The following is a 26,209-nucleotide window of genomic DNA, read 5'->3' on the forward strand; positions in this document are numbered from 1 at the left end:
AGAATTTGGGCATGGGAAAGCTTTCAACAACTGGCGTCAAAGCGGCATCACGACCCGGCCGAATAGGCGATGGCGATGGTCTCTTTTTGATCGTGCAGCCTGGCGGAACGAAAAGTTGGGTCTGCAGGGTGCAGAAAAACGGCAACAGGCGCGACTTCGGCCTTGGAAGCGCATCGAAGGTAACTCTTTCGCAGGCCCGCGAGAGGGCGCGTGAAATTCGAACTTGGATGGAGCTCGGCCTCGATCCTCTGTTCGAGCGCAAGAAGGCGCAGGGCATACCCACTTTCAAGGAAGCGACAGCTAAGGTTCTTGCTGCTCATCGCAAAAGCTGGCGAAACGAAAAGCATGAGAGCCAATGGCTTCAGACCCTAACCAGCTACGCCTTCCCCCAGATTGGCGATGTGAAGGTAAGCGAGATCACCGGGCCTATGATCCGCAACGTGCTATCAGAAATCTGGCTATCGAAACCTGAGACAGCCCGGCGGGTACGGCAGAGGATTGGTACTGTGCTGGATTGGGCCTATGCCTGCGGCTATCGCGAGAATGAGGCCCCGATGCGAGCCCTTAGTAGGGGGCTACCACGCCAGCCCAAGAAGGACGGCCATTTCGCCGCCATGCCCTACACACAGGTACCAGCCTTCATGATGAGGCTTCGGGACCGCGAATCATACAGCCGTCTGGCGTTGGAGTTTACGATCCTGACAGCCGCACGGTCCGGCGAAGTCAGAGGGGCGCTCTGGGAGGAGATCGACTTCGAGCTCAAACTTTGGACGATTGCCAAAGATCGTATGAAGGCTAGTCGCGAGCATGTCGTTCCACTCTGTCCGCGCGCCATCCATATTCTACAGCGCTGCGCCGAATTAAGGGTACGAAATGATGTGATCATCTTTCCCGGTATGCGCGGCAACAAGCCAATGTCAGATATGACATTGACCAAGTTGCTCAAAGAAATGAAGCAACCTTATACGGCGCATGGTTTCCGTTCAGCATTCAGGGATTGGGTCAGCGAGGAAACCGATCATCCAGGAGATGTTGCAGAGGCTGCGCTGGCTCATGCAGTCAAGGATAAGACCGAAGCAGCCTATCGCCGTGGCAATCTGCTAGAGAAGCGCCGCAGGCTCATGATCGACTGGGCCACCTACTGCGGAAACCGCGAATGATGGGGACAGCCAGCAACCCATGCAGGTAGCATAGCGTAGAAACGTTACGTAGCCACGATCAACGCGTAGATGGATAACGCCGATGACAGACGAACGGTTCGCTTGGCCTACTTCATCATCATCGACATTTGCTCTGCGCCTAAATCTGTCTGCGTTTGGCCCACTTTTTCCTTTTTGATATCCCTTCAAACCAAAAATAATGAGACCCTCTTCGAGGCCGCAGGGGTATCAGTTTTACAGGAATAATAGGAAACATTATGGAGTATCGGCAAAATGCTCGACTATCCCGGATTTGCGTTAAGTACACCAGCGCCACCAGAATACTGCTGGAAGCACCCCGACAACCTGAGATGCGCGTCAGCCTTGGATAGGTTAGTTCAGCTTGCGCTCCCACGCCAGCGCATGGCTGACGATCTGCGTCAGGTCAGCATGGCGCGGTTCCCACGAAAACTGCGCCATGATCGCGCTGTTGTCGGAAATCAGCGATGGTGGATCGCCCGCCCGGCGCCCTTCCAGTTTGCGCTTGATCGTCATGTTGGTGACGCGATCGACAGCATCCAGCACTTCGAGCACTGAAAAGCCCCTTCCATAGCCGCAGTTCAGCAAATAATTCTCGTTAGGTTTCGCCATCAAAGCCTCCAGCGCCAGCACATGGGCGGCGGCCAGATCGCTGACATGTATGTAGTCGCGGACACCAGTGCCGTCTGGCGTGTCAAAATCGGTGCCGAACACGCCGACATGGCTGCGCTTGCCCAGAGCAGCTTCTACCGCAACCTTGATCAGATGAGTTGCGCCTGCCGTCGATTGGCCGGCGCGCCCCTGCGGGTCAGCGCCCGCAACATTAAAATAACGCAGTGCGCAGAAGTTCATCGGGTGCGCCGCCGCAACGTCGCGCAGCATATATTCGGTCATCAGCTTCGACATGCCATAGGGGTTGATCGGTCGCTGCAGCGCCGTTTCTCTGACCGGGCTTTCCTCCGGCGTACCATAGGTGGCAGCGGTGGAAGAAAAGATGAAGTGCGGCACGCCGATCCGCACCGCGCTTTCGATCAGGTCGCGGGTCTTGGCGCTGTTATTGTGATAATATTTCAGTGGGTCTTCGACCAATTCCGGCACCACGACGGACCCGGCGAAATGCATGATTGCCTTAATATCATGGTCGTGCAGCGTTGCCTCGACTAGCGGCCGGTCGGCGATGTCGCCGCGCACCAGTGGCACGCCGGACGGCACGGCCCAGTGGAAGCCGGTGACCAGATTGTCTATCACCACCACGCCATAGCCCGCGTCTTTCAGCGCTAGCACTGCATGGCTCCCGATATAGCCCGCACCGCCCGTGACTAGTACGGTAGGGAAATCGATCATCATGCATATCCTTTTCAAAGATATTGGTTTTCATAAAAGTGAGGCTGCCCATTGCGCATAGATGATGCGAATATGCTCCCCAGTCATTCCGCTTCCACCATTTTCTTGGGCTGTATTGCGCCGCAATCCACGGGATAACCGTGGGAAATGCCCCGTGAAAGCTAGGTAATCGATCGCCAAGGCGGCTCATTCGATCGTTGGATCGAATCAATCGTCATTATGCGTCGGCAGGTTAGACTTGTCAGAAACGGGCAGGCAAAAAGTATTTGCCCGCCCGTTTGCATACACGTTTCGATGCTTATTTCTGACAGGATACAATAGCTGCGATCACAGACAATGTTTCTTGAGGATCTCGCACACGCACCGTGTCCAGCCCTAATTCCTTCGCCGGATAATCATTTCCGCCAGGGAATATGGCGTCGCCAATGAACATCATAGAATCCAGCGCGATATTACTAGCATCGCGAAGCTTCTTGAGGCCATAGGCCTTGTCCACACCTTCCCGCGTGATATCGATCGACGTGGCGCCACCCATGTTGATCGACAGGCCGGGAAGACGCTGACGCAAATCCGTCTGAATGATCTTGCGCTTGGCGAAATCGGGATCCCAGATTTCCTTGGCATGAATTGGCGCCTGCTGACCAAGCGCAGAAAAAGTGATCTGGCTGCCGCGATCCTCGATCCGTTCCCCCCAGGTCTGTTCGGGGACGAACCCCGTCGCTTCCAGCGAAGCATCGAACGCGGCGAGAATTTCAGCCTTCTTCACGTCGTCGAACAGTTCCGCATAGACCGTCGTCCATGCGCCCTGCTGATAGGTATAAAGCTTGGTCCCGGTGGTCGGCATCAACCATAGCTTGGATCGATCTGCACGATCCGGCAATCGACTTGCAACCTGCTTTTCGAACTGCGGCCAATCTCCGCCGGAAATCACCGCAACATGGGCGACGCCAAGCAGGTCGGCCAGCGCCTCACCCATGGATGCATCAAGCGGCTGCTTGCTCTCTGCCAATGTTCCGTCGAGGTCAAAGGCCACCAATTGCTTCATGTCATTACTCCGATACGTCTTAGCGACCCGGCCGAAACGATAGTTCAGCAGTTGCCGCCGCTATAAGGCCGATCCGCGGATGGCAATCGCTAAATATATTCTGTGTAATTTTATGGACGTGTCGCACAATGCGAGCAAACGGAACCAGCCGTTAGGACCAGATGCGAACCGGCCGGTCATTCACGGGCTTGATCGGCAATTGCCTTTTCATCCTGTGCGCCCTAGCCAAGGCACATGATCGATAGACATCTTATGTTGCCCGGTATTCCGCTTATCGAAGCGCCTTTTGCCAATATGGTGGAGAATGCTTCGGGATTGCACGAAGATGACCGGCCTGTCGCCATGGCGCTGCATAAAAATGGATTTGCAGTCATCGACTTCCCAGATCCCGACATTATGGAACGCATTGACCGGGTGAAAGTTGGCCTGGCGCCGATGATGGATATAGGTCTCGACGACCGAAACAGCATCAAAGTCGGGGACAAGCGTATTCAGGACGCCTGGACATTCGATGAGGATGTAAGGGCCATCGCCGCCAATCCCGAGATGCTGGCTTTGCTTGGGCGGCTATATGGCCGTCCGGCATTTCCGTTCCAAACGTTGAATTTCCCGGTTGGCACGCAACAGCCGTTGCATACCGACGCCGTGCATTTTTCCAGCCTGCCCGAACGTTTCATGTGCGGCGTGTGGTTGGCCATGGAAGATATTTCCGACGCAGCGGGGCCGTTGGCCTACGTACCCGGATCGCACCGCTGGCCTATCATGACGAACCTGACCATTGGACGGCGTGGATTTGGATCGACACTGGAATCCGCGCAGCGCCCGTTCGAGGACGCCTGGCGCATCATGGCCGAAGCGAGCGGCGCACAAACCGAAACGTTCCTCGCACGCAAGGGGCAGGCTCTGATCTGGTGCGCGAATCTTCTGCATGGAGGAAGCGTCCAGACCGATCCAACCCTGACGCGCTGGTCGCAGGTGACGCATTATTTCTTCGATGACTGCATCTACTACACGCCCGCCTTTTCAGACGAAGCGGTCGGCAAACTAGATATACGAACAATACTAGACATTGGAGGCGGATCGCCAAGACCGGGCCATTTTCTGGGAGAAGATGTGCAGCCGAAGCCCGCCCCGACACCGCGCAGCAAGCGCTGGCTGCGGCGTACGAAGAGACTTCTAGGCCTGTAGCGATCGCCCTGCATAGGTAAGACGCTGCAACCACATAGCCTGCCGCGCCTGTTGACGCCGGGCCATTGGATTGTCTGTCCCCAGGCGCACGGCCAGCAAGCGTCCATCCTGGCTGATGTAGGAGTCGTTGACGACCGGCATCCCCCTTGTCAGCGGAACGATTTCGCCCCCGAAATAGCGATGCGCGTCGTAGCTGATCGCTAAAATCCGCCCCAGACATTCTGCCCCGGTCGCGCTGGAAGGCGCTGCACCATGATCATTTTTCATGGCGCTCTGCACGATCTGGCCGATCAATTGCTGAAATTCTGGTTGCCCTGCCTCCGCATAGAGCAGGGTTGTATCGACGGCCCAGGACGCTCCATCTTCCAGGTCGGCCGTTCGGAAACAGGCGATCGCCTTGCCGGACGGAACATCGATTGGATTTACCATGCGAAGCCAGGGTTCGACGTAAAGTCCCCCAAGTGCATAAAGAAGACAATAGCGGCCGAATTCCGCACGGTTCACGGAATTCGCCAACGCATCATAGGTCCAGATAATCTCAGCCGAAAAACGTGACGCGATAAATTCGCGCAAACTGTCATTTGTCCAAACCATTTGCCGCGCCTGGCCATGGAGAACTGCGGCGATCCGAAGATTTTCCGCAATCGCCGCGCTTTCGACCGCCGTGATTTCAGCGTCGTCATAAACAATATGGTGGAGATGGGAGATGACGACGGTCGGCCCGGCCCGATTGGCCGCATCGACCGTTGATGATGAACGCATATCCTGTACATCTTCCTGCCCCAGTTTCTCGCCGTAAATTTCGCGGCGCTCCCACATTATGCCATAGACGTTGGTACCGCTAAGCCCCACATCCGCCGGTTGCCCCCCTCGTCCCTGCAATCGCGCCGCAATCAGGGTGCCGTCACGGTTAACATAGCTAGCGCGATTGAGCATGCCTTCGACCTGCACATTGATCGCTTCGCTGATCTGATACGCTTCAATCCGACCAAAGGCCGCAAAGACCCGGCCAAACAGGACCGGGCCGGTGGGCGCGAGCGAACTGATGCCATAGTTTTGATTGCGGACATTTTCGAGAACCAAGTCGATGGCTAGTCGGATTTCCGGTTGCCCAGGCGAGGCGTAGATGATGCTGTTCTGATTCATCCACAGCGCCCCGTGGAGCGGCTTATGCTCACGGAAACAGGCAAGTTGCTTGCCGGTTGGGATACGCCAACGGGACAGAAACCGGTTGGAAAGATCGCTATATAGCCCGCCATAAACGTAAAGCAGGCAATAGCGTGCCAAGTCTGCCTTCAGCGCGAAAGCCTGAAGCCGATCGAACGCCACCACAACTTCCGGTTCGAAATGGGTGGAGAGGAACGCGTGCAGTTCGCAACGCCCCCAGAGATGATAGCTGGCTTCCGGATGAAAGCGCCGGATGGATTCGATATTGAGCCTTACCGTTTTTGGAAAGGGCTGCAGCAGATCATTGTCCGAGATTAGTATCTGATGGATATATTTGAAGTCGACTTCCGTTGCCGCGCCTTCAGCTTCCGGCAGCACAGATCCGTCCGCTCGTCCTGTAATAGCAGCATTTTCCGCGTCATTTTCAAGCGTCAATGCGTACAGTATCTCAGGAGAACCAGCGGCGCTTTCCCGCAAAGCCTTCTCCGCCAATCGTAGCAGACCATCAGTGTTCCTGCGGACATTCGCAATCCCCGACACGGGCTTCAGTGTCCCGACCTTTTTGTCCGCCTGAATATAGCGGGCCAGCAGGTCATGAACCGCGATGTCATAGGACGTCACATAGTTTGTGGGCGCATCCGTCGCAAACCGATTGGGGACAGGGCCGATTTCCTGCCTGATCCAACAGGCAAGATCGGCAATGAAATCGGCGATATCGTCTATCCCGGGAATGTTGGCCATACTGTCGAAACTGGCTGGTCCAGCCGACTCCTCCAACGGTCTGCCCAGCGCCGCAGAAAATTGTCCACGGACCGTTTCATCCGAGTAAAATTGAAGCGCAACATTTTGCGCCGTTACCACTTTCTGGCGAATCCTCGGTTCAAGCGCCGCCAGGATACAGGCAGCAAAGTGGTAGATGTCGAAATCGCCGGATGCGAAGGGATGACCAACTAGCAGGTCCGCCATAGCGCTGGTCGACCATGCCACCACTGGCAGATGACAGCGCATCGCCTCAAATACCGGAAGGCCGAAACCTTCATGTTCGGACATGCAAATGAAGGCGTCAGACGAGGCATAAAGCATGGTAAGCTGGGCATCGGATACCAGCCCGGCAAGTATGAGTTCAACACCCGTGCCCACGGCAATCGCCGTCAGATCAGTCCAGTAGATGCGAAGCCGTTCTTCCATCGCACCTGCGAAAACTACTCGCACCTTGCGACCAGAAAATGCTTGCACCACCGCAGCAATCGATAGGATGTGGCGATGTCCCTTGTGAGGCACGACTCGTCCGACGAACAGGAGTTGAATGACCTCTCCATCCGAAGCGCGTTGCCTTGGGGGAGGTACGAAATCGCGGGGCTTTGACAAAAAAGCGCTTGCGGGGAAAACCGTATCGACACGTGCTTCATTCGCACCGAGTATGCGCATTTGGCGCCGTGTGAATTCGGAATTCACCATGAAACGGACACGGGGAGCCAGAACAAGCCGGGAGATGATGTCAAAGCCCCGGTTGCAGTCCGCAGCGAAGTCGACATGGTCAACAGCATAGAACCAGGGGGGGGTATTATTGTGCCAGCGGATGACAGCGTTTGGTGCCTTGTCCCGAAGGAACGCATCCATGACAGACCAGCCATCGCAGAAATGATAGATGATCGTCGCATCCGGAAAGGTTCCAGCGGCATCCCAGAAATTCTGTACCGGCTCGATCGTGACGTTAGGGTAAAGATCATCTGCAAACACATTAGCGAAGATACGAACAGCGCCGGGCTCGGGATGAAGATCGCGTGCGATGCGATACTGGTAAGTGCAGTCAAAACCGACTGAATCGCTGGCCTGTGCAAGATTCTGGATGACAAATGCGATCTTCACACGGAATCCCTAGCTACCCGAAGGTCTATCGTTTCTCTGGGCGCCATAGCATCAGGCAAGCGAAGATAAATGCATTACCCCATTGATTGGGCAAGAATGGATATGCCGTTGGCGTCGATGTCGAGATCATCGATCGACATAACGAGAGCGCATTGGCCCGGCTTCACCCATTCACCGCCGACCGTGATGTCGCCTTGCCGTGGAATGACGAGCAATGGCGCCCCGCCATAACGATGGCGCACGTCGGTATCAACTGCGCCGCAGAGTTGATCCATACGGAAATACGGTCCATCTACAAGAATTGTGGTTTCGCCTGCGACGCGCCTTGAAAGCGAAAGATCATAGATTTCTCCGCGCGATACTGCCAGCCCTTCTTCCAGATGCAGTTCGCGCGGCCGGCCATAATCGAACAGCCTGTAAGTGATGTCGCTGTTCTGCTGAACTTCGATCAGGCTGATCCCGGCGCCAATGGCATGGACCGTATTGGCCGGAATATAAAAGAAATCGCCGACAGCCACCGGATGCCATGTCATCATTGTTTCGATGGAGCCATCCAAGGCCGCAGCATGAAGCTGTTCCGTGTCTGTATCCAGATCAAAACCGATACCGAGCGTGGCACCAGGTTCTGCATCGATAACCAGCCAACATTCTTCCTTGCCCTGTTTACCAAGGCCGGCAGCTATCGTCTGCGTATCGGAGGGATGCACCTGAACCGACAATTTTTCGCTGGTAAAGATATATTTGACCAGAAGATCCGGAATTTCCGGCGGGGGTTCGAACCAGATTTCACCAATCTGTCGGTTGCCGGTGTCCCCAAACACCGGGGCAGGTTTTTTTTCCCCCACGGCTTTTCGACCTGACGAACTGGCAGGCCGATCGTCATTGGTTGACTGCACCCAACAGCTTACCCACTTTCTGCGTACCCGCTGCACTGGTGATCAGCACGTCATTACCATCGACGACCACCATGATGTCGGACAGGCCGATAACAGAAACTCGCGGGCCGTCGCTATCGACCAGGACATTGCGGCAATCCACCAGTTCGACCGTCCCAGCGACGGCGTTGCCCTTTTCATCCTGGGGACGGACGGAATGAAGCGCATGCCAATTGCCGATATCGGACCAAGCCATGTCGGCCAGCACCATGGCCGCGCTGTCGGTCCGTTCCATCACCGCATAATCGATGGATTCTCCGACGATCCCGCCAAAAATATTTGCGTCGGGATAGAAACGCGCGCCGTCGGCGAGACCGGCCGCAACCGCTGCGCGTGCCGAATTGGCAATGTCAGGCCGATAGGCGCCAAGCTCGCGCATGTAATCGCCAACCCGAAACGCAAAAATGCCCCCATTCCAAGCATAGACACCTTCCGCCAAAAATGCCTTTGCCGTTTCCAGATCGGGCTTTTCACGGAAGGACGCGGTCCGAAAGCCATGTTCGCCGAGCGGTTCGCCCCGCTTGATATAACCAAATCCGGTTTCCGGGGCGGTGGGTTCGATACCGAAAGATACCAGCCAGCCTTCCGCTGCCAAAGCCGCGGCGGCGACGGCGGTGCGCACAAAGGCATCCCGATCGCCAATATGATGATCGCTGGGACAGATCAGCATGATGTCGTCGTCGGCCAGCCGACAGGCCGCCAGAGCGATCGCAGCCGCCGTGTTTTTTGCAGAGGGCTCGACAACAATCGTCGTATCCGACAAGCCGCCGATTTGCGCTTCGACATGTTCGACATGGGCGGTGCCGGTCACCACGACGGGCGCTGCAAACAAGACCGAATCGCCACAGCGGTTAACCGCTTGTTCGAACAGGGTTTCCTCACCGATCAAGCGGAGGAATGGCTTTGGCTTGACTGCCCTACTGCGTGGCCAGAGGCGCGTGCCGCTGCCGCCGCAGAGGATGACGGGGGTAATTTTGGTCACCGAAAATCCTGTTGTCGAGAAGCCGGGGGCGATCGCCTGAATTCAGTGAACGCAAAGATCAATACTATGCAACACGTCAACCACATGCCCTCAACAGTTTAGAGTTGTCCAACCTGCCCCATCCTCCGCATGTCATAAGGACGAAACGCACAGAAAACCGGGTATTGATGGCGTTCGATAATGCAGAAAATCGCCCTAGTCGAGACCGGCCAGAGAAAATAATGCTTCGCCATCAGCTGCATGCCACCTAGGCTTACGGCTCTGTGATTGACGCAATTTGCTCCAGTCGATAACAATGCGGAGCTTCTGGCCGTGGATATGGGCGAGTCTGTGAGCCACGGATCAGACATTTATGCCATCGATCGCCGACTCAAGCAGGGCCAAGTGAAGATTAATCGAAAGGTTCTGTTTCAGAGAATTTGGCGCCGCATCTGCCGACGATCGGTCCCGCTATTGCCTTTGGGAGCAACGTTGCCATCGCGCGCAATGGCGATCTGGCGCGAACGCCCCGATCTTCAGGCCGCTTTCGATCTTGCTACACCATCAGGTCAGGCCAATCTCTTCTGGTGGTATGTGCGCCATGGTTTTTCGGAAATGGGCCTGCAATATGACCCGACCGACGACGAGGGACTTTTAGCCGCGAACCAGCCCCACCCCGACATAGTCCAGGCCTCGTTCCTGCCCATCACATGGTTGATGGACCAATTGAAAGATCAGTCTCCGCTGGAAACAGGCCAGCCCTTTGCAGATGAAGAAAGGCAAACGCTGTTTCTGGCCTGGTTTTTCGGCAAAGGCTTGTCGCAGGCCAATCTCGACGCCTTGCTGAGTTGAGACCAAGCCGGGCGGCTGATGGAACCTGATCCAGATTTTCCTGAAGTCCCGCGAATTCTAACCTGCATATGGACAAGCGACCCGAAGCTCAAGTACCGCTTTCCTGCGCCTGGTAATCCCGCGTTTCACGCGTGGTGCCTGTCGGAGGGCGCGCGCGCGCACCCCATATTGAGCCATCCCCTGATTGCCCTGGCGCGACCGCAGACACGGGCCCCAATCAGCAATCTGCCTTTCGGCGTCAACCTGTTCGGCCATGTCCGCTCTCGCAGCGGCGTGAGCGAAGACATCCGCATGGCGGCGCAGGCTCTGAATGCGGTGGACATTCCCTACACCATCCACAATGTCGAACCTGGTGCGGCAATGCCGGATGAGGAAGGCCCGGGGGCAGATGCGTCCGCTCAGCGGCTCTATGCCTTCAACCTGTTCTGCATGCCTGCACAAACCACCGCCGCCACGGTAATGCAGATCGGCAAATCCGTTCTGGCTGACCATTATAATATCGGGATGTGGCCTTGGGAATTGCCGGAAATGCCCAGAGCATGGCATTATGCCTATGATCTGGTCGATGAAATATGGGCGTCTAGCCGCTACACCTATGGTGCCTATTGCCGATCATCCTCCCGGCCGGTGCGCCATATGCCTATGGCCGTATCAGTTGCAGGACGGACGGGACGGCGCCGCGCGTCTTTCAAGCTGCCTGAAAACACATTCCTTTTCGGATTTGCCTTTGATGGCCTGTCATCCTTTGCGCGGAAGGCGCCATTGCATTGCATCAAGGCATTCTTGCGCGCTTTCCCACGCAGCGATATGTCAGTTGGTCTTGTCATTAAGGGGCTACGTACAGAGCAGGATCCACGATGGCAGGAGATGCTGGGGCAGGTCCGCGATGACCCGCGGATTCATATCATGACCCAGTCGCTTCCCAGAGGCGATCTGATCGATCTTTGGCACGCACTCGACTGTTTTATATCTTTGCATCGCAGCGAGGGGTTTGGGCGTAACATTGCAGAAGCCATGTTGTTGAAAAAACCCGTTGTCGTGACAGCTCATTCAGGCAACATGGACTTCACCGATTATCGCACGGCAGCTCTGGTCCCGGTTGGTCTTCGGGAGGTAAAACAGGGCGAATATCCGTACGGCGCTGGTCAATATTGGGCGGAACCCGATATCGACAGAGCGGCAGAACTGATGCGAAAGATGGTACAGGATGATTTATGGCGCCACGCATTGGCCAGCGCCGGTAAGGACGTGATTGAAAATCGATATTCCGCAGCACAAGTTGGCGCAGAATGGAAGCGCGCCTTAGAAGAGATTTACGGTCGTGCCATGGTTGACGAACGGGCGCTGGCATATGGAAATTGGCACGGGTTAGACGGTGACTCGCAAAAGGGGCTGAATGGTGAGCAAGGCTAAGTTTGAACCGTCGAAGTCGCTTTCCGAGCGCGTGAAGGCGCTGGAAAATCTCATTCGGCAGCAACAGGATTTCATCGACCATACCGGAGAAGTTTGGCGTGACCTGCTGAAGGCGGACAAGGCCGATCTGTCGTCCTCTGAGGATGGTGCGAGGCAGAATAGCAATGTCTCTTCAACCACGAGTGACCGGGCAAGCGTTCCGGCGGCGCAACCACTTGTATCAAAAGGCGGTCAGTCAGCGCCTCAGAGCACCACCGTAAAAGACGAGTTGAAAAACCTGGACGGCGAACTCGCAGCACAGCTTGCTTCGCTTGAGCGCATCAAGTCCGACCTGACCGTCGAGCAGACCAAGAGTGCTCAGCTTCGTACGGAAAAGGACGCATTGCAGCAGCAGGTTACCAAGCGCGAAATTCAGGCCGACGCATCGCAACAGCAGGTGAAGCGGATGGAAGACGAAATCGCCAAGCTTGAAAATCGCCTGCGGCAGCGCCAGGAAGAGATAGAGCAGAGCTGGTCGTCACTCGCAGAGCATCGGCGCAAGGTCATCCAGTTGGAATCCGACCTGCAGGATGCCCGCATCCGCGGAGAAGCATTGAACCAGAAACTGGCGGACGCCAATGGCTGGGTTTTGCGGCTGTCCGGCCAACGCGCAGAGAGCGAACGCCAAGTTTCCCTGATTACGCTGGATCGTGACGCCAAGCACAAGGAACTGGAAAATGCACAGGCCCATATGCAGCATCTGCGCGAACAGGTCGATGGGCTGATTAAGGAAAATAGCGCCCTTGCAAGCCGCCCGATCGTTGCACCGACCGTTGTAACGGCGCCGGCCGACGCACCAGTGCTGACGACGCCAGTGCCCGCCCCCTTCGTCGTTGAGCCGGTTCAGATTAAAACCTTGATGCAACCGGTTGCAGCGCGCAACAAGGATGAGTTGCTGCGCCAACTGACTGGTCAGCCACAGACCCCAACGATCGTATCCAACTTTGCCGAGCCGCCGCCGTCGGCAGCGATACCAGAAGCCTTTTTCAACTTGTCGACCATGCCGATCGTCGCGCAGGCCGATCCAGAAACCGAACAGCAGCTGCGAGAGGCCCAAGATCAGACGGCATGGCTTCGCGACCTGACGGTGGCGGCGCTCAACCCGCCGCGTCGCAAATGGTGGTGGAAGTTTATGTCGTTGGAATGGCAGATGGAGCGTGAACGCAAAAGGCTGGTGCGCAAAGGACTGTTCGATGCGGACGCCTATTTGCAGCGCTATCCCGATGTGGCGGAATCCGGCATGGACCCTTTGGAACATTATCTGAAGCATGGCATGTCCGAATCACGCCAGCGCTGATCAATCCGGCTAGGCAAGCAGGTGCCGAGCGAAGATGCTGTTGTGATCATGCGATCTGATCTAGTGCTTGGCCGACCCGCATTGGGAATGCTATCAGGCTTGGCGCGCATTAGCCATCTCAGCATGATATCCAGCGCTTGTAACCAAATGGCTTTTGGTGACACCATGTCCTATCATGACTAATAAGACGCTTTCCATCGTGACGGTTGCGCTGAACGCAGCCGATGCCCTGCCGCTGACAATGGAAAGCGTGGTCGCGCAAGATTACCCCGGTATCGAATACATCTTGGTCGACGGTCTGAGCCATGACGGCACTCAATCGCTTTTGGATCGTTACCGGGGTGCATTCTCAAAAACTCTGCTGGTCGAGGATGCCGGCATTTATCAGGCAATGAACCAGGCCGCGTCGGTTGCAACCGGCGACTATATTCTGTTCCTCAATGCCGGTGACCGGATCTATAGCGCGCATACGATTTCGGACATGTTCTCGAGGATCGATGGCGATCCTGATATCTTCTATGGCGATCACATCTATGTAGACGGGAAGGTGGAGACGCTTTTCCGTGCAAGCGGTTTTGTTAACCTCAGAGAACGCTTGCTTCATGGTGAATTGGATCATCGTTGGCACCCGCGACTGCCCGGTCATCAGGCCACGTTCATCCGCACCCGATTGCTGCGCGCCATGCCTTATGATAGCCGCTATACAATCTGTGCCGATCATGAATTCCTTTTCCGCGCCTATGATGCGGGCGCCCGGATGCTATATATCGACGAGATTGTATCCCATTATTATGCAGGCGGTTTTTCCAGCGCCCAGGGCATGAAGTTGAACCGAGAATGGGCACTAGCCTATCGTTCGCGGTCACTGCGCCCGTCCTGGGTGGATGCCTTTCTGTTCGGTATGAACGGATCACCGTTCGAGCCTCACCACCACTATTCAGGCTATATTGTTGCGGGAGCATCGGCGCCCGAAATTCCGCACCCTGAAGGCGACACGCAATTGAAGGAACGCCGGGCAACCATTGTCGAAATGATCACACCATCCGACTTTGCCTGTCCCGCAATCAGCATGGTCGGCGAAAATTTGCTGCCCGGTCAAATCCTTACATTCACGTCGGATGATAAGGTCATTGGCCAAAAGCCGTTGGGTGTAGGACGGTTCGGGTTCAAGATGACATTCAGCGAACCTTTGTTGCCTGGAGCGATGCTGAAGATCACACCTAGTTATGTGACAAGCCTGTCCCTGGATCATGGACAATCGACCGGATTTCAGCTGGGCGCATTTCATTTTGACGTAGCAGAGCCATTCGGGCTGGAAGAGGTGACCCTTGCGGGTGACAAGCTGCGATTTCAGTCCATGCTGGTGTCTGGCTGGTCAGGAATTGAGGTGGATCATGGATTTACATGGTCGGTCGACAAAGATGCTTATATCGCTGTTCGCTTCACGCATGCCCCCGCTGCGATCAGCCTACATTGTTCCGGCAATCCAAATATATCAGGCGAACAATGGTTAAAAATCGCGTTGAATGATTTGGACAAGGGCGCTTACCGTCTTTCCCCTCATTTCTCGACGCCGATACGGATCGATACGGTAGGGCTGCGCAGAACAGGCAGCAATATCATTAGGTTGTCGGTCGACGCACTTGCACCTCCGCCCGGAGACGCCCGCACCCTTGGTTTCTCCCTTGCCGGCATCCATTTTTCCTGATCGGATGACAGACGTGAAAATCTGCTTCGTCGGCCTTCGGGCCATTTCTCATGCCCCGATCCACGACAGTCTGTTGCATGTCTTGCAACAGATCGGTGATGTCACCGCATTTTATCCCGATCGGCCGCACTTGGCCCCCGACACCATCGCTGCCGCTGCCCAACAATCGAATTTCGATCTCTATCTGTTTTGGCATAACGATGAGATGGCATCCCGCCTCCTGCCCGCGATCGGAGATCGTCGCATCATAGTGGTGCCAGGGGACGATGCGGTTCGAGAGCGCCAACCAGATTGGTGGCAGCAATTCCAGCTCCACCAGTTCGTCTGCTTCTCACGCGGGCCACACGAAATATTGTTACGAGCCGGGCTGCGTAGCAGCTATTTCCATTATTTTCCAGCCCCCCCCCTATTGCCAGCATGAGAGATAGGACCGCAGCTTTTTACTGGCGAGGACAGGCCGGTAGCGATCCAGATATGCACAAAGTGGCCGAGCAATGCCGGATGATCGGCGCTACCCAACTGTATGTGCCCGGTGCCGGAGAATATCCTGAAGCAATCAATTTCCCTGTCATCCAGATAGCGGCAATTCAGCAGGATTTGATGGAGCAAGCCGTCGCTTCGTGCGGTTTTGTCATCCTTCCTCCAGATGCCAACGGTTTCGATCCGTTTATCCCGCGTGCCATGGCACGGGGCCAGATTGTCGTGGCACCGGACAATGGCGTGATAAATGACTATGTGGGCCACCTGTCATCGGGCATTCTCTATCCGGCAGAAAATTTGCTTGCGATATCCCGATTGTCGAAAGATGACATGGACCAGATCAGCGCAAGCGCCCGAAGCCGCATCCGGCTCGGGCACGAGCGTTGGCAGCGTGATCAAGGCAGATTGAAGTCAATCCTTGTGGACGATGGTAAACGTTGGAGCTATAGCGACTACGCCGCATCGTTCGGAAATCGTCTTCGCCAGGAAGCGCATAAAAGGACGTTGCATAGAAATTAACGGGCACACGATCGAAATGTTGTCAGGGACAGGGCTTTAATTCTTACCTGCGGCGGCCCGGAACGCCAGAAACACCTAATCCAAGAGGTATGATGCATATATGGTTGCCACTTCCGATCGTAACAAGGTTGCCCTCATTACGGGTATCACTGGTCAAGACGGCTCCTATCTTGCCGAATTCCTTTTGGAAAAAGGGTATGAGGTTCATGGTATCAAGCGTCGCGCTTCTTCGTTCAACACGCAGCGCGTCGACCATATCTATGCGGACCCGCATGAGAAATCGCCCCGTTTGAAGCTGCATTATGGTGATCTGACGGACTCGTCGAACCTGACGCGCCTGCTTCAGGACATCCAGCCGGACGAAGTCTATAATCTGGGTGCGCAGAGTCACGTCGCCGTCAGCTTCGAAGCACCTGAATATACTGCCGACGTTGACGCCATCGGTGCGCTGCGCCTGCTTGAAGCCATCCGTTTCCTTGGCCTTGAGAAGAAGACCCGTTTCTATCAGGCATCCACGTCCGAGCTTTATGGCCTGGTCCAGGAAATTCCTCAGAAAGAAACTACCCCATTTTATCCGCGGTCGCCTTATGCCGTCGCCAAGCTCTATGCATACTGGATCACTGTAAATTATCGTGAATCCTACGGCATCTATGGATGCAACGGCATATTGTTCAATCATGAAAGCCCGCGTCGCGGTGAAACCTTTGTGACGCGTAAGATCACCCGTGGCCTTGCCAATATCAGCCAGGGCCTCGAAACATGCCTGTATATGGGCAATATTGATGCGCTGCGTGATTGGGGCCATGCCAAGGACTATGTCCGCATGCAATGGATGATGTTGCAGCAAGATAAACCCGAAGATTTTGTAATCGCCACCGGTCAGCAATATGCGGTGCGTGAATTTATCCGCTGGTCCGCCGCGGAATTGGGCATCACATTGCGTTTTGAAGGCGAAGGTATCGATGAAATCGCTATCGTCGACAGCGTGAGCGATACGGCTGAATGCGCAGTCAAGGCCGGTGACGTAATCATGCGGATCGATCCGCGTTATTTCCGTCCCGCCGAAGTAGAAACTCTCTTGGGCGATCCAAGCCGCGCGCGTGATCGTTTGGGTTGGGTGCCGGAAATCACCGCTCAAGAGATGTGTGCGGAAATGGTTGCAGAAGACCTCAAGACGGCTAAGCGTCATGCGCTGCTCAAGGCGCACGGACTTGAAGTTCCAGTTTCGATCGAGAATTAATGGTGACGGGTATGCGGGTGTTTGTGGCTGGCCATCGCGGTATGGTTGGCGGTGCCATTTTGCGCAAATTGAACGAGCGCGGGGTGGCAACGATCACCAGAAGCAGAGCGGAACTGAATCTGACGAATCAGGCTGCCGTCCGCGCATTCATGCAGGACGAGCGGCCTGATGCTGTAGTTGTGGCTGCTGCCAAAGTTGGTGGCATCCATGCCAACAACAGTTATCCGGCGCAGTTCATATACGAAAATCTGATGATCGAAAGCAATCTGATCCATCAGGCGTTCGAAGCTGGCGTGAACAAGCTGTTGTTCCTGGGGTCATCCTGCATATATCCGCGCGATGTTCCCCAACCGATGCGGGAACAGTCGTTGCTGACTGGGAAGCTTGAACTAACCAATGAACCCTATGCCATCGCAAAGATTGCAGGGATAAAATTGTGTGAAAGCTACAATCGGCAATATGGCACAGACTATCGCAGCGTGATGCCATCCAACCTATATGGTCAGGGCGATAATTTCCATCTGGAAAATTCCCACGTCCTACCTGCATTGGTTAGACGCTTTCATGAAGCCGTACAAAGTGGCGCAGAAGAAATACTGATCTGGGGAACGGGCACGCCACGTCGAGAATTCCTGCACGTCGATGACATGGCCGATGCATCTTTGTTCGTCATGGATTTACCGCAGGAAAGCTATCTTGCCGAAACCGAGCCAATGCTCAGCCATATCAATGTCGGTACAGGCGAAGATATTTCCATCGAAGAACTGGCCCACCTGATCGCAGACGTGACCGGGTTCAAGGGCCGGATTACCTTTGACCCGTCCAAGCCTGACGGCACGATGAAAAAGTTGATGGACGTCACTCGACTGAGCCGGATGGGTTGGCGCGCGCAGATTGACCTTAAGGACGGTATTGCAGCGACCTATAAGTGGTTTCTGGAGAACCAACAGGTAATTAGGGAGGCATGAGCCGTCATTATGGCACGACGGCGGCCGCGCAAGGTTTCAGGAAAGCTGCTATTCCTGACGCCGGAAAGCGGCTACAACAAAAGTTCATGCTGGAATGGCAGAACATTGGCATCGACGCTGCGGCGGCGACTTGAATGTTGCACCTACACCTACCGGCAGATGGGATAATAATTGGGCGACCGCTGGCACACCATTTGGGTAGCGAGGGATTTCGGAACGAATTCCAATGCGGCTGCAGATCTGGATACATGCTCGATTGCCGAGGTGGCATTCTCTGGACGGAGGTTAGGGTTCGATGAAGCCCGATCAGCATATGAAAATTTTTATAATCGGTTCGCATGGCTTCGTCGGCAGTCACCTTGTTCGACATTTATCTGAAACGGCGACGCTTTACACCGCTGACATCGTCGAGTCCGATTCGCCGCTCTATACCCGTTTGCCGCTGGGAAACCCTGATCTCACCACAGTGATCGCGGCTATTCAACCTGATGTGGTCATCAACTGCGCGGGGGCCGCAGATGTAGGTTTGTCCTTCAAGCGGCCTGACAATGATTATGCGCTCAATGTCGGCCTCGTCCAGAACATACTCGAGGGGTTGAGAACACAAGCGCCGACTGCCCAATTCATTAACATGTCGAGTGCGGCTGTCTATGGTAATCCCCAGTGTGATCCGGTGTGTGAAAGCGCAACGTTGACACCCATTTCCCCCTATGGCTGGCACAAGTTGACGGCGGAAAATCTTTGTCGTGAATATGCAGAATGCTTCGGATTGCAAACTATCTCACTTAGATTGTTTTCGGTCTTCGGTCCTGGGCTGCGCAAGCAGCTTTACTGGGATATCTTTCAGAAAACCTTGACATTATCACACATTGAATGTCCCGGCACAGGGGACGAAACCCGCGACTATATCTTCGTCAAGGATGTGTGTCGTGCCGTCAGCGCCTGTATCGATCATGCCGATTTTCGCGGGGACGCCATCAACGTCGCCAATGGCCAGGCCGTTCCGGTCAAGCTTGCCATCAGTACATTGTTGCAGCAGTTGAAATGGCCGGGACAACTGACATTCAATGGCGTCAACCGCGTAGGCGATCCCCTGCGTTGGCGGGCCGATATCAGCCGCTTGACCGCCATGGGCTACCAGCCTTCCTATGCTTTTGAAGACGGCGTCAGCGAATTGGTCCGTTGGTTTTCAACGCAGCGATAACGCCCCCCTTATTCTCTATCGAGAATAAGGGGCAATCCAATAACACCGGCCTGATCCTTCGCCCCATTCAATCCCTGAGCAGACGGCGAAGGTAGGCTCCATAATTACTCTGGCCCAAGCACCCGATGATCTGGTCCAGTTCCGTTGGTCCTATAAAGCCCTTGGCAAATGCGATCTCTTCCGGGCAGCAGATTTTATATCCCTGCCGCTTTTCCAAAGTTCCGACAAATTCGGATGCCTCCAGCAGGCTGTCTGGGGTTCCGGTATCTAGCCAGGCATACCCCCGCCCCATCGGTTCGACATGCAATTGCTGCAGTTCCAGATAGATGCGGTTGATGTCCGTAATTTCCAGTTCTCCCCTCAGCGAGGGTTGCAGACTTGCCGCGATATCTGTCACCTGCGCATCGTAGAAATAAAGCCCTGTGACCGCCCAGTTGGATGTAGGATTGTCGGGCTTCTCAACAATTCTCAGCGGCTTCATTGTCTCGTCACAATCCACGACGCCATAGCGTTGCGGGTCGTTCACATGATAAGCAAATATCGATGCACCATTGTCGCGTTGTCGGGCGGAATGGAGCAGGTCAGGCAGGCCGTGGCCGAAAAAGATATTATCCCCCAAGATCAGGCACGAGGGCCCGCCTTCAAGAAAATCTGCGCCGATGATGAAGGCTTCCGCCAACCCGTTGGGACACGGTTGGACAGCATATTGGATGGCGATGCCCCATTGCGCGCCGTCCCCCAGCAGGCGTTCAAATTGCGGCAGATCATGGGGTGTCGTTATGATCAGGATATCCCTTATTCCCGCGAGCATAAGGGTACTCAGAGGATAATAGATCATCGGCTTGTCATATACCGGGATTAATTGCTTCGAAACCGCCTGCGTTGCGGGATAAAGGCGCGACCCCGTGCCGCCTGCGAGAATGATGCCCTTCATTTGCCGAATCCCATCTTCTGTACCCCTCTGGCCGGGAGGAAAGCATGTCTACAGCTGCTTGCCAACTGGAGGCCTTCGTTACCTATCAGCCAATATCTGCCTTTAGCAGTCTTTCTACGACCGGAATGATCGACTGGGTCCATGATGGTGGAGATATGCCGAAATGCGTCAGCAATTTGCCATTGTCCAGTCGTGAGTTGGCAGGCCGTCGAGCAGCGGTCGGGTAATCGGCAGCCGTGATGCGCCGGACCGCCGCACTGGGCCCACCCCATGCCGCCGATGCGGCAAAAATACCCTCGGCAAAGGTCGCCCAGTCAGTCGATGTTGCGCCGGTAAGATGGAAAATCCCCCGACGTCCGGGATCGGTTCGGTATGTTAACATTTGGTCCGCCATGGTGAAGAGACCATGGGCAATATCGAGTGCACTGGTCGGCGCGCCCTTCTGGTCGGCTACGACCGCCACCATGTCGCGCTCAGTTGCCAGGCGCAGCATCGTTTTGACGAAATTGCTGCCGAACGGACTGTAGACCCAAGATGTGCGCACAATGGCATGGTCACACCCTGCCGCCATGACTGCTTCTTCCCCGGCCCTTTTGGTCCGGCCATATACACTGACCGGATTGACCGGATCATCTTCCCCGTAGGCAGTCACCCCGGTCCCATCGAACACATAATCGGTGGACAGATGGATGAGAGGGATATCCAGCCTCGCGGCGGTATCCGCGATAACGGCTGGCGCCCGGCCATTGACGGTCATAGCAAGCTGATCGTCGCTTTCTGCCTTGTCTACAGCCGTATAGGCACCGGCGGATATAATTATATCAGGCTTCTCCCCGATCAGAGCCTGATCTATAGCGCCCAGATTTGCCAAATCCAGTGCCGGCCGCCCAAGAGGAACGACCGTGATTGAATCACAATCTCGCGCCAGTTCCGTCAGAGCGGTAACGACTTGGCCGTGACGGCCAGTCACGACCATGCGCATCAACTGCCAACCTGTTCAGGCAAGATTCCCAGCCTCTGGCCATCATAGCGATCGCGCAACGGACGCCACCACCATCCATTGTCGAGATACCATTGCACGGTCTTGCGGATGCCACTGCCGAAATCCTCGTGCGCCTGCCAGCCCACTTCAGTCTCCAGACGGGTGGCATCTATGGCATAGCGCACGTCATGGCCGGGACGGTCGGTCACGAAACGGATCAGTTCTTCGCGCGGCGTGTCGACCGGGACGAGTTCGTCCAGGATCTTGCAAATGGTGCGTACGACGTCGATATTCTGAAGTTCGTTTCGTCCCCCGACATTATATGTTTCGCCCGGCCGGCCGGCACCCGCAATCAGATCAAGCGCGCGCGCATGATCGTCGACAAACAGCCAGTCGCGTACATTCCGTCCCGTGCCATAGACAGGCAAAGGGCGGCCGGCGAGCGCGTTCAGGATGGTCAGAGGAATGAGCTTTTCGGGAAAATGATATGGACCATAATTGTTGGAACAGTTGGAAACGACCACGGGCAGGCCATAGGTGTGATACCATGCCTTCGCCAGATGGTCAGACGATGCCTTCGAGGCAGAATAGGGCGATGTAGGTGCATAGGGCGTCGTTTCGACAAAAAGACCGTCGTCTCCAAGCGAACCATACACCTCGTCTGTGGAAACATGTAGGAAGCGGAAACGTGACTGTTGTGGCGCACTCAGCATTTTCCAGTAAGCGCGCGCGGCTTCCAGCAACGTAAACGTGCCCACGATATTCGTCTGAATGAAATCCGCTGCGGTGATGATGGACCGATCAACATGACTTTCTGCCGCAAGATGCATGATGCGATCGGGACGAAATGTCTCGATCGCCGTCCGCACTGTTCTAGCATCGCAAATGTCAGCCTGAAGAAACTGATGCCGTGGATCGTCCGCCACGTCTCGCAACGAAGCTAGGCACCCGGCATAGGTCAGTTTGTCGATAGTGAGTACGTCATGACCGCCATCGTGCACGAGATGCCGCACCAGCGCCGATCCGATGAAACCAGCCCCGCCGGTTACGATGATGCGCATCACATGGCACTCCAACTGAAATAAGCAGGCGTGTCAGCTAGGAGTGGAAGTTGCCTGTCCTTCTCCGACAGCAATGTGGGATTCGCTACCTCTGGCCAAGCGATAGCAATAGCAGGATCATGCCAGGCGATGCCCTTGTCATGCTCCGCACTATAATAGGCGCTAACCTTGTAACATAGAATAGTATCTGGGCGCAGTGTACAGAAACCATGTGCGAAACCAGCTGGTATCCACAGTTGGTTGCCGCGGTCGGCGGTCAACTCAACGCCGACCCAGGCCCCATAGCTTGGCGAGCCATGGCGAATATCGACAGCCACATCGAACAACGCTCCAGCGACACAGCGCACCAATTTCCCCTGAGCAAATCGCCCCGTCTGGAAGTGAAGTCCGCGAATGGTGCCGGGATTCACGCTAAGCGATTGATTGTCCTGTATAAACCCGCCTATGCCGATACCTAATTCGGACCAGTCATCTCGAAAACTTTCCGTAAAATAACCGCGATGATCGATAAACTTTCGAGGCTCGATATGAATGATTTCCGGGATAGCGAGGCGTTCCAAAAACATCGAACATCCCTTGCAAAGATCGGTCGGCCAGGTTCATAAGCAAGTATTGTATACGGGAATTTGCAAATGCTGCGCAAGGGAAATGCGGTGGAAAATCGGGCATCAGGGGCTGCGATATATTTTGGAAGCCGCTTGATAAATGACGATAATTTGCAGTTTCATGCATGAATATTCTGGTAGACGGCTATAATATTGGCCTTTCTTCAGGGACAGGTGTGGCGACATATGGTCGAGGCTTCATCCAGTCCGCTCGTGCCATGGGTCATCGCGTCGAATTGCTCTATGGCCTGGATAATCTGACCGCGGGCGATAATCGTGCCCATCCCACTGGGGCAGGCATTCGCCGCTCCGCACGCAAGCTGATTGATTTCGTTCAGGCGCCTTTGGGACTTTCCATCACGCAGATCGAACCAGAGCATGTCGATCCGAACCTGTCAGTGCCATCGGTCGATATGCTCTGGAACCGTGCAAGACTGTTTCGCGCAGCAAAGGGGGCCTATCGCAGGACAGGATTGTTCACCGCCGTCGAAGCCCCTCATATAGATATCGCACATTGGACCTATCCCTTGCCGATCTATGTCAAGGGCGCCAAAAACATATACACTATTCACGATATAGTGCCGATCAAGCATCCCGAACTCGTCAGAAACGCATCCGAATTTCACAGATTATGCAGGGACATAGGCAAGCGAGCCGATCACATACTGACCGTTTCGGAAACGTCCCGATCTGACATAATTCATTATCTTCGATTTTCTTCTGACATTGTGACGAATACTTATCAGATTGTGCCCCATGACGACGAAGACGATTCCGATAATCAACGGACATTGGATGAGCATCGACTGACGCATGGAAAATATTTCCTGTTCTTTGGAGCGATCGAACCAAAGAAGAACCTATTTCGGTTGCTGCAAGCGTACCACGATGCCGACATTTCCACGCCGCTGGTTGTTGTCGGTCGGCCTGCGTGGCAGTGCGAACAGGATATCGCAATGCTGAAAATGCTAACGGATCATCCTGAAAAACATGTGATCTGGCTCAACTATCTTCCGCGAACCGACCTGATAAATCTCGTACGATCAGCTCGCGCTGTCTTGTTTCCGAGCCTGTATGAGGGGTTTGGACTTCCCGCATTGGAAGCCATGGCGCTCGGTACGCCTGTACTGACCGCAGATGCCGGCGCGTTGCGAGAAGTCGTCGATGATGCGGCATTGCTTGTCGATCCCTTGTCCGTGACATCAATTGGAGATGGACTAAAGCAACTCGATCGCGACGGTGCGCTGCGAAAGAGTTTGTCCGCCAAGGGTCGGATACGAGCAGATTTTTTCTCGCAGGTGCAATATGAAAGGCGACTGGGTACATTATTGCGTTAATTATCGGGACACTCTATACGCCCGTTCGCAGTTATACCCGCCTGCCATCCGGTCTAGCAAGACGGCATTGGAATCGCGGACTTCAGCCTTGAACGAGATCGGAACATGACCTTGTATATGCGTCAAAAGCGGTTCGCGACAAAATTTACCTCGACACGATATCTGGCTTTGGCAGGCATTCCCTTGGCGCTGGCTGGTTGCAATGCCGTCAGCGGAACAGGTCCGTCCGTTTCGGCGGTGACACGCGCTGGCGCTCAGGCAGGCGGTTCATCTGTTTATCTGGTCAATCTGGACATGGACGTAGCCCATTCGGTTCGCAAGACCATCGACGACATATCCTTTGCTGACGTCATGGGAGGCGCAACGCCGGTCGGCACAATAATCGGCAACGGCGACATCCTGAGCATTGCCATTTGGGAAGCGCCGCCTGCCGTCTTGTTTGGCTCGCCCTCATCTGCCGCCCGCGCAGTTTCCGACAGTGTATCGGCACTGTCGCGCACCTCGTCGGGCGACACGGCGCGTGTTGCCACGCTTCCAGATCAGATCATCAATGCAGATGGTATGATCACGGTGCCGTTCGCAGGACAGATCGCAGTTGTAGGCCGCACCACCAAGCAGGTGGAACGCGACATTGTGCAGCGCCTTCGCGGCAAAGCACATATGCCGCAGGTCATGGTGAGCTTTGCGCGTAGTGCGACGGCAACAGCAACCATAGTTGGCGAAGTCGATCGCAGCAGCGTGATGCCGCTTTCCGGCAAGGGTGAGCGGATTCTTGACGCCATTGCCATCGCCGGCGGTTCAAAGCAGCCCGTGAACAAGGTGACCATCCAGCTAAGCCGTGGATCTCAAGTGCAATCCATTCCGTTGGAAACGATCATTCGCGACCCCCGCCAGAATGTCATCCTGGCCCCCGGTGACATCGTTACCGCTTATTATCAGCCACTCAGCTTTACGGCGCTGGGCGCGACGGGGCAGAATAAGGAAGTTCCGTTCGAGTCAACGGGCCTGAACCTTGCAGAAGCGCTGGGGCGCTCGGGCGGCCTGGACGGCCAGACCGCCAACCCCAGCGGTGGCTTCCTGTTTCGGTTCGAGGATGCACGCGCATTGGGCCTTGACCCCGCCAACCCCGTCCGCCAGACGCCCAAAGGCCCGGTACGTGTCTCGATCGATCCACAAGGCCGGGTGCCTGTAATCTATCGCTTCAATCTCAAAGATCCGGCGACATTTTTCGCGGCCCAGAAGTTCCCGATGCGGGACAAGGACATAATTTATGTCTCTACGGCGCCTCTGGTCGATGTATCGCGGTTCACCAGCATCATATCCGCGACGGTGTTCCCGATCCTCAGCCTAGAGACGATTTTCAACAGAAATTGATATCGCTGACGCCCATCCCCTATATGCGCGATCCCATCTAGGATCCCGCATATAGGAATATGCAGTCCGACGTGCCCATATGTTTGACCTTACCAATTCTCAATCAGGCAGCTAAGCGGTCACTTCGCACCTGAAAAAACTCGACGTAGTTCCTTGACGCATAACGCGAATTCAGGCGATGAATTTACCAGGGTTAACATGTTGCTGCGGATTACGATCCGCTTGGGTGGAGGTAATGATGTTCTCAGGCGCGACAGGCTGCAGATCGGATCGCCCTGGAATCGTCGCCTCCAAATGGCGGTGGATTTTCAAGTCAACTTGTGATGATCTCAATTTTTCATTATCTTTTTCCGATAATCGTTTTGGTAATATAAGTCGCAGCCCCACCGTCATTAAATCGGGGGAAAAAGGGTATAACAAACCCCCTATCGGCATATCGGGATCGCCAGCGACATCTAAACCTTTATTATTTGACGACCTTGCCTTTAATTTACAATTCTAGAAAGTTG

Annotated in this window: 23 protein-coding genes and 1 pseudogene; 14 read left to right on the forward strand and 10 right to left on the reverse strand. The window is 55.1% G+C overall.

Annotation, left to right across the window (positions count from 1 at the left end):
• The first annotated feature begins 11 nt into the window (after positions 1–11).
• Positions 12–1,160: a tyrosine-type recombinase/integrase gene (locus tag U5A82_RS20520; RefSeq protein WP_326292697.1), complete on the forward strand. Its 1,149-nt coding sequence runs from the start codon at positions 12–14 to the stop codon at positions 1,158–1,160.
• Between the two features lie 372 nt (positions 1,161–1,532).
• Here the strand turns inward: U5A82_RS20520 and galE are convergent, their stop codons facing one another.
• Complete coding sequence (galE, locus tag U5A82_RS20525) at positions 1,533–2,522, reverse strand: UDP-glucose 4-epimerase GalE (RefSeq protein ID WP_326293013.1); 990 nt, start codon at positions 2,520–2,522, stop codon at positions 1,533–1,535.
• A gap of 298 nt (positions 2,523–2,820) precedes the next feature.
• On the reverse strand, positions 2,821–3,567 hold the full coding sequence (locus U5A82_RS20530; protein WP_326292698.1) for an HAD-IIB family hydrolase: 747 nt from the start codon (positions 3,565–3,567) through the stop codon (positions 2,821–2,823).
• A 234-nt stretch (positions 3,568–3,801) separates the two neighbouring features.
• Here U5A82_RS20530 and U5A82_RS20535 point away from each other — a divergent pair, with 234 nt between their 5' ends.
• Positions 3,802–4,755, forward strand: a complete 954-nt coding sequence (locus U5A82_RS20535) for a phytanoyl-CoA dioxygenase family protein (RefSeq protein ID WP_326292699.1) — start codon at positions 3,802–3,804, stop codon at positions 4,753–4,755.
• Here the strand turns inward: U5A82_RS20535 and U5A82_RS20540 are convergent.
• From U5A82_RS20540 to U5A82_RS20550, 3 genes and pseudogenes are all read right to left on the reverse strand, one after another.
• Positions 4,744–7,791, reverse strand: coding sequence for a glycosyltransferase (locus U5A82_RS20540; protein WP_326292700.1), 3,048 nt, complete (start codon positions 7,789–7,791; stop codon positions 4,744–4,746). The genes U5A82_RS20535 and U5A82_RS20540 overlap by 12 nt on opposite strands.
• A gap of 74 nt (positions 7,792–7,865) precedes the next feature.
• Positions 7,866–8,674: pseudogene (locus U5A82_RS20545) on the reverse strand (class I mannose-6-phosphate isomerase).
• Positions 8,671–9,708 carry a mannose-1-phosphate guanylyltransferase gene (locus tag U5A82_RS20550; RefSeq protein ID WP_326292702.1) on the reverse strand — a complete coding sequence of 346 codons (1,038 nt, stop codon included), beginning with the start codon at positions 9,706–9,708 and terminating at the stop codon, positions 8,671–8,673. The pseudogene U5A82_RS20545 and the gene U5A82_RS20550 overlap by 4 nt, the downstream one beginning before the upstream one ends.
• 267 nt (positions 9,709–9,975) lie before the next feature.
• Between U5A82_RS20550 and U5A82_RS20555 the strand changes: the two genes are divergently transcribed.
• From U5A82_RS20555 to U5A82_RS20600, 10 genes are all read left to right on the forward strand, one after another.
• Entirely contained in the window at positions 9,976–10,539 is a 564-nt protein-coding gene (locus U5A82_RS20555) for a hypothetical protein (protein ID WP_326292703.1), read from the forward strand.
• An 18-nt stretch (positions 10,540–10,557) separates the two neighbouring features.
• The gene (locus tag U5A82_RS20560; protein ID WP_326292704.1) at positions 10,558–11,952 is read left to right on the forward strand and encodes a glycosyltransferase; all 1,395 of its coding nucleotides are present in this window, start codon (positions 10,558–10,560) and stop codon (positions 11,950–11,952) included.
• A complete protein-coding gene (locus U5A82_RS20565) occupies positions 11,936–13,288 on the forward strand; it encodes a hypothetical protein (protein WP_326292705.1) in 1,353 nt (450 codons plus the stop codon). The genes U5A82_RS20560 and U5A82_RS20565 overlap by 17 nt, the downstream gene beginning before the upstream one ends.
• Before the next feature lie 175 nt (positions 13,289–13,463).
• Complete coding sequence (locus U5A82_RS20570) at positions 13,464–14,996, forward strand: glycosyltransferase family 2 protein (protein WP_326292706.1); 1,533 nt, start codon at positions 13,464–13,466, stop codon at positions 14,994–14,996.
• Between the two features lie 13 nt (positions 14,997–15,009).
• Positions 15,010–15,417 (forward strand): hypothetical protein, encoded by a 408-nt coding sequence (locus tag U5A82_RS20575; protein ID WP_326292707.1) that lies wholly within the window; start codon positions 15,010–15,012, stop codon positions 15,415–15,417.
• Between the two features lie 80 nt (positions 15,418–15,497).
• Positions 15,498–15,995 carry a glycosyltransferase gene (locus tag U5A82_RS20580; RefSeq protein ID WP_326292708.1) on the forward strand — a complete coding sequence of 166 codons (498 nt, stop codon included), beginning with the start codon at positions 15,498–15,500 and terminating at the stop codon, positions 15,993–15,995.
• A gap of 100 nt (positions 15,996–16,095) precedes the next feature.
• Positions 16,096–17,235, forward strand: a complete 1,140-nt coding sequence (gmd, locus tag U5A82_RS20585) for a GDP-mannose 4,6-dehydratase (RefSeq protein ID WP_326292709.1) — start codon at positions 16,096–16,098, stop codon at positions 17,233–17,235.
• Positions 17,236–17,246: 11 nt separating this feature from the next.
• Entirely contained in the window at positions 17,247–18,203 is a 957-nt protein-coding gene (fcl, locus tag U5A82_RS20590; RefSeq protein ID WP_326292710.1) for a GDP-L-fucose synthase, read from the forward strand.
• Complete coding sequence (locus U5A82_RS20595) at positions 18,200–18,337, forward strand: hypothetical protein (RefSeq protein ID WP_326292711.1); 138 nt, start codon at positions 18,200–18,202, stop codon at positions 18,335–18,337. The genes fcl and U5A82_RS20595 overlap by 4 nt, the downstream gene beginning before the upstream one ends.
• A gap of 161 nt (positions 18,338–18,498) precedes the next feature.
• The gene (locus U5A82_RS20600; protein WP_326292712.1) at positions 18,499–19,407 is read left to right on the forward strand and encodes an NAD-dependent epimerase/dehydratase family protein; all 909 of its coding nucleotides are present in this window, start codon (positions 18,499–18,501) and stop codon (positions 19,405–19,407) included.
• A 67-nt stretch (positions 19,408–19,474) separates the two neighbouring features.
• On the opposite strand, the gene rfbA is transcribed toward U5A82_RS20600, so the two are convergent.
• The 4 genes from rfbA to rfbC form a co-directional block, all read right to left on the reverse strand.
• On the reverse strand, positions 19,475–20,341 hold the full coding sequence (gene rfbA, locus U5A82_RS20605) for a glucose-1-phosphate thymidylyltransferase RfbA (RefSeq protein WP_326292713.1): 867 nt from the start codon (positions 20,339–20,341) through the stop codon (positions 19,475–19,477).
• Between the two features lie 85 nt (positions 20,342–20,426).
• Positions 20,427–21,323, reverse strand: a complete 897-nt coding sequence (gene rfbD / locus U5A82_RS20610) for a dTDP-4-dehydrorhamnose reductase (RefSeq protein ID WP_326292714.1) — start codon at positions 21,321–21,323, stop codon at positions 20,427–20,429.
• Positions 21,323–22,384: a dTDP-glucose 4,6-dehydratase gene (gene rfbB / locus U5A82_RS20615; RefSeq protein WP_326292715.1), complete on the reverse strand. Its 1,062-nt coding sequence runs from the start codon at positions 22,382–22,384 to the stop codon at positions 21,323–21,325. The genes rfbD and rfbB overlap by 1 nt, the downstream gene beginning before the upstream one ends.
• Positions 22,384–22,950, reverse strand: coding sequence for a dTDP-4-dehydrorhamnose 3,5-epimerase (rfbC, locus tag U5A82_RS20620; protein ID WP_326292716.1), 567 nt, complete (start codon positions 22,948–22,950; stop codon positions 22,384–22,386). The genes rfbB and rfbC overlap by 1 nt, the downstream gene beginning before the upstream one ends.
• A gap of 164 nt (positions 22,951–23,114) precedes the next feature.
• On the opposite strand from rfbC, the gene U5A82_RS20625 reads away from it, so the two are divergent.
• A complete protein-coding gene (locus tag U5A82_RS20625; RefSeq protein WP_326292717.1) occupies positions 23,115–24,326 on the forward strand; it encodes a glycosyltransferase family 1 protein in 1,212 nt (403 codons plus the stop codon).
• 105 nt (positions 24,327–24,431) lie between these two features.
• Complete coding sequence (locus tag U5A82_RS20630) at positions 24,432–25,700, forward strand: polysaccharide biosynthesis/export family protein (protein WP_326292718.1); 1,269 nt, start codon at positions 24,432–24,434, stop codon at positions 25,698–25,700.
• A gap of 171 nt (positions 25,701–25,871) precedes the next feature.
• Here the strand turns inward: U5A82_RS20630 and U5A82_RS20635 are convergent, their stop codons facing one another.
• The gene (locus U5A82_RS20635; RefSeq protein ID WP_326292719.1) at positions 25,872–26,135 is read right to left on the reverse strand and encodes a hypothetical protein; all 264 of its coding nucleotides are present in this window, start codon (positions 26,133–26,135) and stop codon (positions 25,872–25,874) included.
• Between the last annotated feature and the right edge of the window lie 74 nt (positions 26,136–26,209).

It is taken from the genome of Sphingobium sp. CR2-8, from assembly GCF_035818615.1.
GTDB lineage: Bacteria > Pseudomonadota > Alphaproteobacteria > Sphingomonadales > Sphingomonadaceae > Sphingobium.

Excerpts from the sequence above, each read along its gene's own strand:
- U5A82_RS20600 (WP_326292712.1), top strand. The coding sequence starts at position 18,499 with ATGAAGCCCGATCAGCATATGAAAATTTTTATAATCGGTTCGCATGGC.
- rfbD (WP_326292714.1), bottom strand. The coding sequence starts at position 21,323 with ATGCGCATGGTCGTGACTGGCCGTCACGGCCAAGTCGTTACCGCTCTG.
- fcl (WP_326292710.1), top strand. The coding sequence starts at position 17,247 with ATGCGGGTGTTTGTGGCTGGCCATCGCGGTATGGTTGGCGGTGCCATT.
- gmd (WP_326292709.1), top strand. The coding sequence starts at position 16,096 with ATGGTTGCCACTTCCGATCGTAACAAGGTTGCCCTCATTACGGGTATC.
- U5A82_RS20630 (WP_326292718.1), top strand. The coding sequence starts at position 24,432 with ATGACCTTGTATATGCGTCAAAAGCGGTTCGCGACAAAATTTACCTCG.
- rfbA (WP_326292713.1), bottom strand. The coding sequence starts at position 20,341 with ATGAAGGGCATCATTCTCGCAGGCGGCACGGGGTCGCGCCTTTATCCC.
- galE (WP_326293013.1), bottom strand. The coding sequence starts at position 2,522 with ATGATCGATTTCCCTACCGTACTAGTCACGGGCGGTGCGGGCTATATC.
- U5A82_RS20570 (WP_326292706.1), top strand. The coding sequence starts at position 13,464 with ATGACTAATAAGACGCTTTCCATCGTGACGGTTGCGCTGAACGCAGCC.
- U5A82_RS20520 (WP_326292697.1), top strand. The coding sequence starts at position 12 with ATGGGAAAGCTTTCAACAACTGGCGTCAAAGCGGCATCACGACCCGGC.
- U5A82_RS20635 (WP_326292719.1), bottom strand. The coding sequence starts at position 26,135 with ATGCCGATAGGGGGTTTGTTATACCCTTTTTCCCCCGATTTAATGACG.
- U5A82_RS20565 (WP_326292705.1), top strand. The coding sequence starts at position 11,936 with ATGGTGAGCAAGGCTAAGTTTGAACCGTCGAAGTCGCTTTCCGAGCGC.
- U5A82_RS20595 (WP_326292711.1), top strand. The coding sequence starts at position 18,200 with ATGAGCCGTCATTATGGCACGACGGCGGCCGCGCAAGGTTTCAGGAAA.
- rfbB (WP_326292715.1), bottom strand. The coding sequence starts at position 22,384 with ATGCGCATCATCGTAACCGGCGGGGCTGGTTTCATCGGATCGGCGCTG.
- U5A82_RS20535 (WP_326292699.1), top strand. The coding sequence starts at position 3,802 with ATGATCGATAGACATCTTATGTTGCCCGGTATTCCGCTTATCGAAGCG.
- U5A82_RS20580 (WP_326292708.1), top strand. The coding sequence starts at position 15,498 with ATGATCGGCGCTACCCAACTGTATGTGCCCGGTGCCGGAGAATATCCT.
- U5A82_RS20530 (WP_326292698.1), bottom strand. The coding sequence starts at position 3,567 with ATGAAGCAATTGGTGGCCTTTGACCTCGACGGAACATTGGCAGAGAGC.
- U5A82_RS20560 (WP_326292704.1), top strand. The coding sequence starts at position 10,558 with ATGGAACCTGATCCAGATTTTCCTGAAGTCCCGCGAATTCTAACCTGC.
- rfbC (WP_326292716.1), bottom strand. The coding sequence starts at position 22,950 with ATGTTTTTGGAACGCCTCGCTATCCCGGAAATCATTCATATCGAGCCT.
- U5A82_RS20625 (WP_326292717.1), top strand. The coding sequence starts at position 23,115 with ATGAATATTCTGGTAGACGGCTATAATATTGGCCTTTCTTCAGGGACA.